The organism is Tateyamaria sp., from assembly GCF_039945315.1.
Taxonomy (GTDB): Bacteria; Pseudomonadota; Alphaproteobacteria; order Rhodobacterales; family Rhodobacteraceae; genus Tateyamaria.
In genome coordinates, this window is sequence record NZ_JBDUXB010000059.1 from 71,003 (window position 1) to 81,800 (window position 10,798).

A 10,798-nucleotide genomic window follows, 5' to 3' on the forward strand; every position below is an offset into this window, starting at 1 on the left:
GCTCTAATTGTAAACGCGGCACTGACCTTGCTCGAGATACCTACAAGGTCACAAATAATAGTAGGTTTTCCGCGTTCAGGAGCAGTGCGGCGATGGCTGACAAAACAGATGGCGCACCCGTCGCCCCGTTCGGTACTATAATTCGAGCCGCAAACGGCGACATTTTGCGGTTTGACAGCACCGGTATGGTGCTGGTTCTGTCGGACACAGTTATTGATGACATAGCCCGCCGTTTGCCGGTGTCAGCCGCCCCCGCCGGGCTGGCCAGTTCGTGGATCGATCCGACAATACTGGGCAATGTGGATGCGTGGGATGTGCGCCGTGACGGAGAGTGGTTGTTGTTCAACGCAAATCTGGACGGTCAGCAGGGCCCGCGCCTGTTCCGCAGGCTCGCCGAGGCACCAGATGCAGACAGTCAGCCGGGCATTTTTGCCGATGGGGCAGGGCCGCTGTACGGTATGCTCAGCCTTGGAGGCGCGCGCCGCGCCGACGGATTGCCCGAGCCGTTATCCTTTCCGTGGCATGTTCTGGCCCCAGCGGACGATATCGGCGCTGTAGGCCTTGCCGGAACGGAAGAGGCTGTCGAGCAAGACGCGCTTCAACGCCTGCCCGAACTGACGCGGGATGCGGCCATCGCCGACGTGATTGTTGCGCGTCAGCACAAAAACCACGAGGCGCTGACCCTGTTCATGGCGCGCACAGAAACTGACACGTCGGCTTCGATCACAGATTTGGCCCGTGGCGTTGCCTATGCGAATTTCTTGACGGCAATCGGGTCGCTCAAGGCGGCTGCGGCGCGGATGGAAAGGCAGGCAGTGCTATACAGTATCGGGCTCGCGTTCACGCTAGAGGACGTTGTCAGTGACGCGGACACATACTGCAAAGAGATGCTCGTCCTGATTGGTAAGCTAACCACCGAGGTTGCGCGGATGGGTCTGCATTGCCCCCCGTTTCTGGCACAATTTGATTGCGGTACCCACGACCTGAGCGATCATCCGGTCTTGCGCGCGCAGTGGGATCTGGCATGGCAAGGAGCGAGCCATGGGCTTTGCTTTACCGCGCCAGGATACATGTTCCGTCAGGATCGGTTTGGACGACCAGACATCGAGGCGCTTTGGCAGATGGCGGAAATGGATGCCTGTGCGTTAGAGGTCTTGCGCAGTGGCGAGGAATGGTCCTGCCCCATTTTCTTACTGGCAGAGAGAGAACCCGACCCGGCCCAGATCCGGGTCAAGGCCCGCGCGTTGTCTGGGCTGGTGATCGATGGAGATGATCCGTTCGGTGCCGGGCCAAGCCTTGGGTTTTCATTGGCTGGCGCTGATAATGCGCCTGAACTTGTCAGTGTTGCCGTGGCTGAAGATGATCCGCAGGATGTGATCCTGACTTTCGACAAGGTACCCGAGGGTGCCACGCTTGAGCTGCGTTATGGGATCGGGACGTTGCTGGACCGCGCGAAGCTGGATTATCCTTCCGCTTGTGGCGCATTACGCGATGAATGGACCCACGACAGCAATACAGGGGCGACCCTGCATCGCTGGGCGCTGCCCGCCGCGTTGCCGGTCTGGTGAAGTAGGGCGATGTTATACCTAGATACACATGTCCCTGACGCGTTGATCCTGCCGGATTACGTATCGGACCTGCACGCCCATTTGTGCGATATTGGGGCGCATTGGTTTCGCATGAAACCTGACTTTCTGGACATGGCGGGGGCATCCGTGGAGGCTGTGCGCAGTTGCACTTCAGGCGCGCGGGCACGCCCATCCGAACCGCATGAAAAGAACCGGTTTGACAATTACGATGCCACGGCGTTGGGGCTGAAGTACAAGTCGGATGAGCATTGCGGGTATGTGACGGCCAATGTTGGTTCCCGCGGCAGCATGTGGTCTTGTGCGGTGCGTTTTGACGCGTCGGGTGATGACCCGCGAACCCTTTTCACACTGAACCCGGACAGCGTGGACAACTACGTTTTCCTTGAACAAAAGGCCGGTCGGACGACACTAAAGGATCAGCGCAACACGCTTGATCTGACGGTTGATGCTGTTGGCCGAGAGACCGGATCGCGGTTGGTGGTGGCGGGCATGTCGGCGGATCGTCTTTGGTTGCGCGTGCAGGAAAGTTCGATCGGTATGACGCCTGCAAAATCAGGCATCGATCTTGCCTTGCCCCACAATCTTTTTTTTGGCTGCCGCAGCAACAAGAAGGGTTTGCAAAAGACGCTCGGGTCTTTCGTGCTGCAGGACGTGATTTTCTGGCCCGACCGCAACGTTCTCGAACCGGATCATGCGGGCACTTTGCAGGCCCTTGATTTGCCTGACCTGTGGGAGGGCTAGAGATGACATTTAGTCGGGACAGTATCAAAGGCGACAACATCTGTGTAATCTGGATCGATGACATGATTGATGTTTTTACGTGGCGGGAGACCTTTGGGCTAACGATCCAGACGCCGAATATCGATAGGCTGACGTCTACTGGCGTTCGTTTTGCCAATGCGTATGCCACCGTCCCGTTATGCGCGCCGTGCCGCGCCGAATTGGCCACCGGTATTTCACCTTTTCGTTCGGGTCTTGTGGACCTGAACCGCATTTGGCGTGAGGCGCTGCCCCCAACGGCTGGGTGGCAGTTCGATCTGCGCCGTGCCGGGTTCAAAACCTTCCAGACCGGCAAGGTCGACGGCAATTACAAACCGATGAATGCTGATTACAAACGCCTGTTGTTTCACGAGGAATGGAAGTGCACGGACAAGGGCAATCGCACCGGCAACATGGACTATCTGGACCGCGGCCCCGGTATTCGCGGCATCAATCACCCCAACGACGACGGGGCGCAGGATAACAAGTTTTATGATTTTGATGTCACTGAGAACGCGGTCAAATACCTGTCTGGTGCGGACCCTAAGCACCGCCATCTGATGCAGTTGGGCTATAAGCACCCTCATTACAGCCTTGAATGCCCCGACAGGTTTTACCAGATGTACGACCCGACCGGCATCAAATGGCCGGATATCGCCGCGCCTGAGGATTTTTATGGCCCGCAACCCGGCTTTGCCGTCTACGAGGCCGCCTATATTGCCAACGGTAACTGGACACCCGAGCGCGCGGGAGACAATGGTTGGCGCCAAGTGGTGCGCGCTTACTTCGCGGCCATCAGCCATGTGGATCACGAGATTGGCCGGTTTCTGGATGCATTGGACGCGTCCGTACTGGGCCTGAATACTACGGTCCTCTTGCTTTCGGACAACGGTTTCAACCTTGGCAATCACGACAGTTTTCACAAAATGAGCCAATGGGATAGCGCGGCCCATATCCCGCTTGCGATTTGGAGTGCGCGCATGGGGACGGGGCAATTGGTCGACATGCCCGTGTCACTGCACAACCTGCCCAAGACGATCTTTGATCTGGCAGGCATCCCGCCGCGCCATCATTGGACGTCAGGGCAAAGCCTGCTGCCGTTAATCAGCGAAGATTTTGGGGATTATGATCGCACCAAGTCACCTGTCACGTCTGTGTTTGGCACGCTGTCAGTACGTCCCTCCGTTGAAGGCCTAAGCCAATACCGATACTTTCGCTATCCCAATGGCGAAGAGCATGTTTATGACCTCGTCGCCGATCCGGGCGAGACCACGAACCTGGTCGACACAGCGCCGCTGACGGCATTGCGGCAGGAACTGGTCGACGGTGCGCTGAACCTTGGCCTTGATCTGCGCGGCTTTGAAAACCCGGCAGACGGGGTCAACGCGATGATGGCGGTGGACGGAACAGTCGTTCTGGAAGGCGGGGCGGGGGATAATGATTACTGGGCCTACGGAGATGACGTAGAACGCATCAAGGAAGACAAACACGGCGGTACCGACACGCTATGGTACATGGGAGGGCCGAACGACTACGTCGTGCACATGCCTGCTAATGTCGAAAAGATCCGTATCGGGACAGTCGTGGCCCGCCCCGAAGCCGAACAGGGCGTGGACCGTAACAGGCAACCGGGACGCAAGATCCATGTCGTGGGCCATCCAGACTCGCCCATGCATTTTGAAACGTCCGAACGTGTTGCCGTGGATGTCAAAGGCTCGCTGGGAGGGGATGTGATGATCGGCTCAAAATATGCCGCGTCGACCTTTCATGGCGGGGCAGGGGACGACATGCTGATCGCCCTTGGCTCCAACAAGGCGCGCAACAAGTTCTATGGTGGCCCTGGCAACGATACGCTGATCGGCGCGCGCGGCAAAGATGTACTGGATGGTGGTACCGGCGATGACGTGATCCGGGGCAATAGCAACAACAACACGCTGATCGGCGGACCGGGCAACGATCAGATTTTTGATGGGCCGGGCGGGTCGGAGATACACACGGGGCCGGGGCGCAACAGGGTGGAATCCCACAGCGGAGATGACAAGATTTTCATTGGCAGCGGGCACAATATCATTGCAACGGGCGAGGGCAAAGTCTGCTTTGTCGTGGCCTATGGCGGCGTGACCCACATCAAGAAATGGCGAAAGGATTATAGCCTTGATCTGTCTGGCTGGCCGAAGATGCCAACGATGGAACGGACCGAGAAAGGCGCGCGCCTTAAACTTGGATTGTCGTTTATTTCGATAGATGGTGTGAAAGACTTGAAAAAATTGCAGACTGCCATTGCTCATCCGTCCATGGCCAAAAAAGGGGCAAGGAATAACGGAGTAAACGCAAAGGCCACCCCAAGCAAGAGGTGAAGCAGATGTCTCATCCTTACGAAAGCTTACCACCGGATCGGTTCTGGCGCTCCGCCGTCGCCGAACGGTCGCCGTTTCAGATCGAGGGACTCTGGCAACCGCGTTTCCAGATCAAGAAACGTGCGAGGATCATTACGGCGGGGTCGTGTTTTGCCCAACATATCGCGCGCGCTCTGGTGGCGCGTGGATATAACTGGCTAGACGGCGAACCGGCGCCCGAGGGCATGACGGATGCGGCCAAACGCGACTATAACTATGGTACGTTCAGTTTTCGCACAGGCAATATTTATACTCCCAACATGCTCAGACAATGGCTGTCATGGGCTGCGGGAACACAGGAACCGCCTCAGGTCACGTGGGAAAAAGACGGCCGTTACTACGATCCTTTCCGCCCGGCCGTCGAACTCAATGGCTTTTCCAGCGAAGACGAACTTTATGACTCTCGTCACGTCACTATCGCCGCGATCCGCACAGCCATCGAGTACTCTGGCTTTTTTGTCTTTACACTTGGTCTGACTGAGGCGTGGATTGACCGGGTGGGTGGATATGAATTCGCGATATGTCCCGGCACGGTCGCCGGTGTATTTGACGCTGAGCAGCATGAATTCGTGAATTATGGATTTCAAAGCACCTTTAGAAACCTCCAGATCGCGATATCGCTAGCCCGCAAAATCAACAGGCATGTCAAGTTTATCCTAACTGTTTCGCCCGTGCCGCTGACAGCGACGGCAACCGACGAGCATGTGCTGACCGCCACCAGCCATTCCAAGTCGATCTTGCGCGCGGTTGCGGGTGAAATGAAGACAGCCAACCCTGCAGTCGACTATTTCCCTTCCTACGAGATCATTACGCACCCTGCGTTTCGGGGCATGTTCTTTGGCCCCAATATGCGCAGTGTGGACGCCAAGGGCGTCGAGTTTGTCATGGACAGTTTCTTTCGTGACCAATTCAACGCCTTTTCAAAAACAGTGACAGTCGAGAGGCCGTATGGGGTGATCGAGCAAAAGGTCGTCGGTCCGGAACAAGCCCTGCCCAAACGTGCCATTCCTGCTTCCGAAGCCGCCGAAGCCGCCGCCGAAGAGGTTTTGTGCGAAGAAGAGATGCTTGATGCCTTCTCCAAGTAAACACCTGTGTGTCTTTGGCGACAGCCACTTTGCGTGTATCAAGTCCGCCTATGATCAGGGCATGGTCGAGGCAGATGGAGTCGACATCGAATTCTGGGGCAACATTGGCAAGCAATTCAGGCGTCTGACATGGCGCAATGATCAGGTCGAGCCAATGGATGAATTTACCAAGAACCGGTTTGCCAAGACCAACGCATTGGGGCGCACGGCGCTGAATGCGGGTGACTTTGACATGATCCTGTTTCAAGGTTGCCGAATTGATCTCTATCGCCTGTTTCCCGAATTACTGCACCGCAGGCGCACGCCCGAAGCGCGCCTGTCACTTGGCGTCGAGCGGCGCTGGATTCACGATTTCCTGTTGCGGCTGCCACCCTACCATTTTGCCCGCGATCTGGCCGCTCAGAAGGCGGCACGGATTGTCCTGTCGCCGATATCCTTCAACACTGAAGGGTTGGAGCGCGAAATCCCGGCCAAGTTTGCAAATGCGGCGGATGCCACCCCAGAGGACCGCGCCGATCTGTGGGCGATTGTGGCCGATATTTTGGCGGAAGATGGCATTACTTTGTTGCCCCAGCCGGACCACACGGTAGTTTCGGGTTGCAGCACACATCCGGATTTCGCTGTCAGGAAATATCTGGAACGCGGTGACAAAACGCACAAGAACGCTACCTTTGGTGCACTTATCGTAAATGACGCCATCAAGATGCTGGGGCCAAATCCCTAGCCCAAACCTGCCCGCAAGAAAACGCCGGCAACCCGCACACCCAAGTCCCGCCAGAAACCTGCCAAATTGCCAACCTGAGAAGAGTTTCATGCCCCACGACAACCTCAAAAGCTTTGCCGCGCACGCAGATCGCAACCGCATTCGGTTCCGGTTCATCGGCCTGCGCCGCTCTGGCAATCATGGGCTGATCGCGTGGGTGATCCAGAACACACCAGGGCGCAACAAGGTATTTTACAACAACTGCCGCCCCACTGCTGACCCGTTTATCCGTTTTCCGCAGGCGCAACTGTTTGGCAACTACGAAGGGACCTATCAAAAGAAAGATTATATTCGTCTGCTCGCAGGCCAGCCCGATTACTTAAGCCGTGTGAATACCTTTTTCATTAGCTACGAGGACGTATCATTGCGTGCCTTGGACACCGCCAACGTGCGCCCTTTGTCTTCGGGTTGCGAACTCCAAGTCCCGCGCAACATCTATGTGTTGCGTGATTTTGCTAATTGGGCTGCATCTTTCTGGCCGCATCTGGGTCGCCAAATTGGATCAAAGGATCAATCACGAGGTCAACCTCTGCGACACATGTCGGAGTTCATGCGAATGTGTGAGATGTGGAAGGACAATATGAAATTGGCCCGCGACCCGGAGTTTTGCGAAAAACACAGTGTGACTGTGTTGCGTTATGATGATTGGACCAGCGATGAGGCCTACCGACGAAAAGCACTGAAATCATTGTCGCTGGTGGCCAAAAAGGTCGACATTCCTGAAGTGTCCACATTTGGAGGCGGTTCATCCTTTGATGGTTTGTCCAAGCAAGGTGACCCGCAGGCGATGAAGACTGGGGAGCGCTGGAAACTGATGATTGAAACGCCGCAATTCCGTCAGATGATGCTGTTGTGCCTGAGCGACAATGAGTTCCGCACCATTTTCGCGGATGAATATCCAGACAGTGCGGCCCAGTTGATGAATGCGCTTGGCCTGCCGGCCCTACAAATGGCCTGAAAGGCTGTCAATGGCCCGTCGCCTGATCTTTGACCCAACCAAATCGCCGCTTGGCGTTATGACAATGGTCTATCAGGACTATGACCTGTTGCAAAACTGGGTTAGCTACTATGAAAAACAGGTTGGGCGGCAACACCTCTACATCCTGAGCCATGGCAACGACCCCGAACACAGGCGTATCGCGGAAGGCGCCAATGTCATCAATATCCCCCGCGACCCCAGCCTGTTTCAGCTGGACCGGCGGCGCTGGTTTCTGATCAGCCAGTTCACCAACGGCTTCCTGCGATATTACAATTGGATGATCTCGGGCGACGTGGACGAGATCGTAGCTCTTGACCCGGATCAAGGTAGCAACCTCGTCAAGTATTTGCAGCGCTATGAAAGGCCAAATTCTCCAAAATCAATTTGTCCCTTCGGGATCGAGATCGTGCACAACCCAGACATCGAACTCGACGCTCTGAATACCGGTGGGGCCATTCTTGGTAAACGCAGGCTGTTCCGGTTGAACGCGAATTATGCCAAGCCCTGTATCGTGCGTCACGATGTTAGTTTTACGAATGGCGGACACGCCAATAACCACCAACCGCGTTTTTTGGATGACCATCTATATCTGATGCATCTGCGGTTTTATGATTTCGAGCTGAGCTGTGATCGGCTGAAAGGCCGCGCTGTGCTGCGCAAAGACATCTACGACAAACCTGACTCCCAAAAGAAGGATGGGTGGGCCAAGAGCATCGAGACATACAAGCGGCTGGCCTGTCAGGAGCCGAAGGAAACCACGATCGACTTTACAGAATTCCGAACGGCGATGCTGGAAACAGCGCAGGATTTGCACAATGGCAAGGTGACGTTTTTTGGGGGTGGGCGCAGCAAAGAGCTATATCGACTTCCCGACCGGTTCTCGGGGCTATTCTAAAATAAGGACGGAACGAGGTGGCTGATTTTGACCTGAATAAAACCAAGAAACGCGTGTCCAGAGATTGGGCCGTCCCGTTCACGGGGCTAAACGTGACCGCCACCCGTATCCATGGCAAGCGCGTGATCTTTTGTACGGACCGTAGGAACGATCCCATTCAGGATCGAAATCGGGGTGGACACTTTTATGAGCAGGAAGAGCTTGATGTCTTGATTCGTCGCTTTCCGCTTGGTGGAACATTTGTGGATATTGGTGCCAACACTGGGAACCATTCGTTATTTTTTGCTCTGTTTGGTCATGCCAGTCTGATTATACCATTTGAACCGAACCCACTGGCCTATCGCATTCTGCTAGCCAACATTGCGTTGAACGATTTGGCGGCGGTGATTGATGTTTCGCATATCGGCATTGGACTTTCCGACAGGAAGGAAAGCGGATTTGGCATGCAGGAACGTGCGAAGAACCTTGGTGGTGCAAAGATGCTGGAAGGGGAAGGCAGTATTGAGGTGCACCCGGCTGATACCTTGTTGAAAGACTGCTCGCCGTCTTTGATCAAAATCGACGTAGAAGGAATGGAGCTGAAGGTATTGCGTGGCTTGGGCGAGACTCTCGAGTATGCTAGGCCTGAGATCTTTGTCGAAGTTGACCGGCGCAACGATGCAGGATTTCATGAATGGCTGTCGACCAGCGGCTACGAGGTTATTGATGTGTTTCAACGTTATGAGGCGAACAAGAACTACCTGCTTACAAAGCAGGCAAAGTAGCAGTAGAGAATGATCTCGATCGCCTCTTTTTGCGACCAAAAGTCACGAAGAGCGACGTTACTGCATTCTGTGCCAAGCCGTAGAGCAATGCTCAAAACATCCGAGCAAAAATATGAATCGAAAGGGATTCCGTTGAGGTTTGATCTGTGATTCATCTTATTGGGAGGATGGATCATGTCAGCACCTTTACCGAATGCGCTGCGGGCGCGATTTCAGAAATTGGTTGAAGACGGGTTAAGCGGGCGTGCGGCGGCGTTGCGGTTTAATCTCTCGCCGGCCACTGGAGCGCGTTGGTGCCTTGCGATCCGGCGCATCGTGCAGGCCAGAGCCGCGCCTCAGGGTCAATCGCGACAAACAGGTAGCGGCGGGACGTTTGATCCGCCATTGGAGGCAGGTATTTCACGTCCATATGCAGATATCCCGGCTCATAAGCCTTGAAGCCGCTGTGCTTGGGACGGGCCGCCTTTTCCTTAAGATCACGCAGGTTGCCTACTCCGTGCCGTCGCATGCACCGATCCAGCCCGGAGCGCGAGACATCCGGGTTCAGGAATTCTCGCACGACTGCCAGCAAGTCATCCAGTGAGACAAACAGCGTCTTGCGCAGCGCAACTGCGACGGCCTCCTGAGCAGGCGTCAGCGTTGTTTGCAGCCGGTGCGCTGCATGGCTGCGGTCGTTCACACTGTCGCGTTTGCGGCATTTCCACACAGTCTGCTCGGTGGTCCCAAACCGCTCTGCCAGAGCCCAAGCAGGCTCGTCACTCGCTTGAATTTCCGTCCGCACTTTGGGTGTCGTCGTCGCCTGGCTATGAAGATTGATCAGCATTGGGCGCCCTCCCGGATGTCACCTAAAACCGATCTTGCCAAGAAGAATGCAGAGCGGCGAGGGTCTATGTGATCGTCCGGGATGGAACAGTTAAAAGCCGAATGCTTTAGAACTGTCAAATGGACTAGGTCACTCTATCTGCCCATGGACGTTTGCGAAGATCTGTATCAAACAAACGTCTAATTGGGAATTCACATAATTCACATTATTGAATCTTCTAGAATTAATCTTGATGGCATTCAGACGTTTCTAATGTCGTAAAAGGAAAAGAAAAAGGCGGGTCTGAACGACCCGCCTTAAGCTGCCTATCCGGTAGCAAGTTGTTTATGAATATCTCTCCTGAGATTGAACCGCAAGAAAAAAATACACTAAATCAGACATTTAGAAGCCTTCATTTGCCAAACCAGGGCGCTAGTAACATATCTAAGCGACGCCGACATATCTTCTGGTGCGAACGTCGGTCGAACCGCAAAGTCAAAGTGGCTCAAATGAACGGGAATTCGGGCTGATTGTCAGCCAACATATTAGAATTCCCTTATTGCCATGCCGGCATTTAGCTGGTCCTGGGCTTCTTCATAGGCTCTGACCCGAAGCAAGTACCGCAGTGTCTGACGTCAGCGCTTATGGGTCCAAATAGGGTTATTTGCTAAGAGAGTGTTTGTTGCTCATCGTAGCCACCGAGGAGTGGACGATGAGAAAGACAACGAAGAGCCCAGGCGAGAAGATCGTCAAAGATATCAAGCGC

Annotated in this window: 8 protein-coding genes and 1 pseudogene; 8 read left to right on the top strand and 1 reads right to left on the bottom strand. The window is 55.0% G+C overall.

The window, feature by feature from the left end:
- The first annotated feature begins 92 nt into the window (after nt 1-92).
- From ABJD00_RS19590 to ABJD00_RS19625, 8 genes are all read left to right on the top strand, one after another.
- Nucleotides 93-1,568, top strand: coding sequence for a hypothetical protein (locus ABJD00_RS19590; protein ID WP_413832149.1), 1,476 nt, complete (start codon nt 93-95; stop codon nt 1,566-1,568).
- Between the two features lie 9 nt (nt 1,569-1,577).
- The gene (locus tag ABJD00_RS19595) at nt 1,578-2,330 is read left to right on the top strand and encodes a hypothetical protein (RefSeq protein WP_413832151.1); all 753 of its coding nucleotides are present in this window, start codon (nt 1,578-1,580) and stop codon (nt 2,328-2,330) included.
- A gap of 2 nt (nt 2,331-2,332) precedes the next feature.
- Entirely contained in the window at nt 2,333-4,705 is a 2,373-nt protein-coding gene (locus ABJD00_RS19600) for a sulfatase-like hydrolase/transferase (RefSeq protein WP_413832153.1), read from the top strand.
- A gap of 5 nt (nt 4,706-4,710) precedes the next feature.
- Nucleotides 4,711-5,829: a GSCFA domain-containing protein gene (locus tag ABJD00_RS19605; protein WP_413832155.1), complete on the top strand. Its 1,119-nt coding sequence runs from the start codon at nt 4,711-4,713 to the stop codon at nt 5,827-5,829.
- A complete protein-coding gene (locus ABJD00_RS19610; protein ID WP_413832157.1) occupies nt 5,813-6,553 on the top strand; it encodes a hypothetical protein in 741 nt (246 codons plus the stop codon). Before ABJD00_RS19605 ends, ABJD00_RS19610 begins: the two co-directional genes overlap by 17 nt.
- A gap of 88 nt (nt 6,554-6,641) precedes the next feature.
- A complete protein-coding gene (locus ABJD00_RS19615; protein ID WP_413832159.1) occupies nt 6,642-7,550 on the top strand; it encodes a hypothetical protein in 909 nt (302 codons plus the stop codon).
- Nucleotides 7,551-7,560: 10 nt separating this feature from the next.
- On the top strand, nt 7,561-8,466 hold the full coding sequence (locus ABJD00_RS19620; RefSeq protein WP_413832161.1) for a glycosyltransferase family 2 protein: 906 nt from the start codon (nt 7,561-7,563) through the stop codon (nt 8,464-8,466).
- A 17-nt stretch (nt 8,467-8,483) separates the two neighbouring features.
- Entirely contained in the window at nt 8,484-9,230 is a 747-nt protein-coding gene (locus ABJD00_RS19625; RefSeq protein WP_413832163.1) for an FkbM family methyltransferase, read from the top strand.
- Nucleotides 9,231-9,558: 328 nt separating this feature from the next.
- Here the strand turns inward: ABJD00_RS19625 and ABJD00_RS19630 are convergent.
- Nucleotides 9,559-10,053, bottom strand: a pseudogene (locus ABJD00_RS19630) (IS481 family transposase); the annotation flags it as partial.
- Nucleotides 10,054-10,798 lie beyond the last annotated feature (745 nt).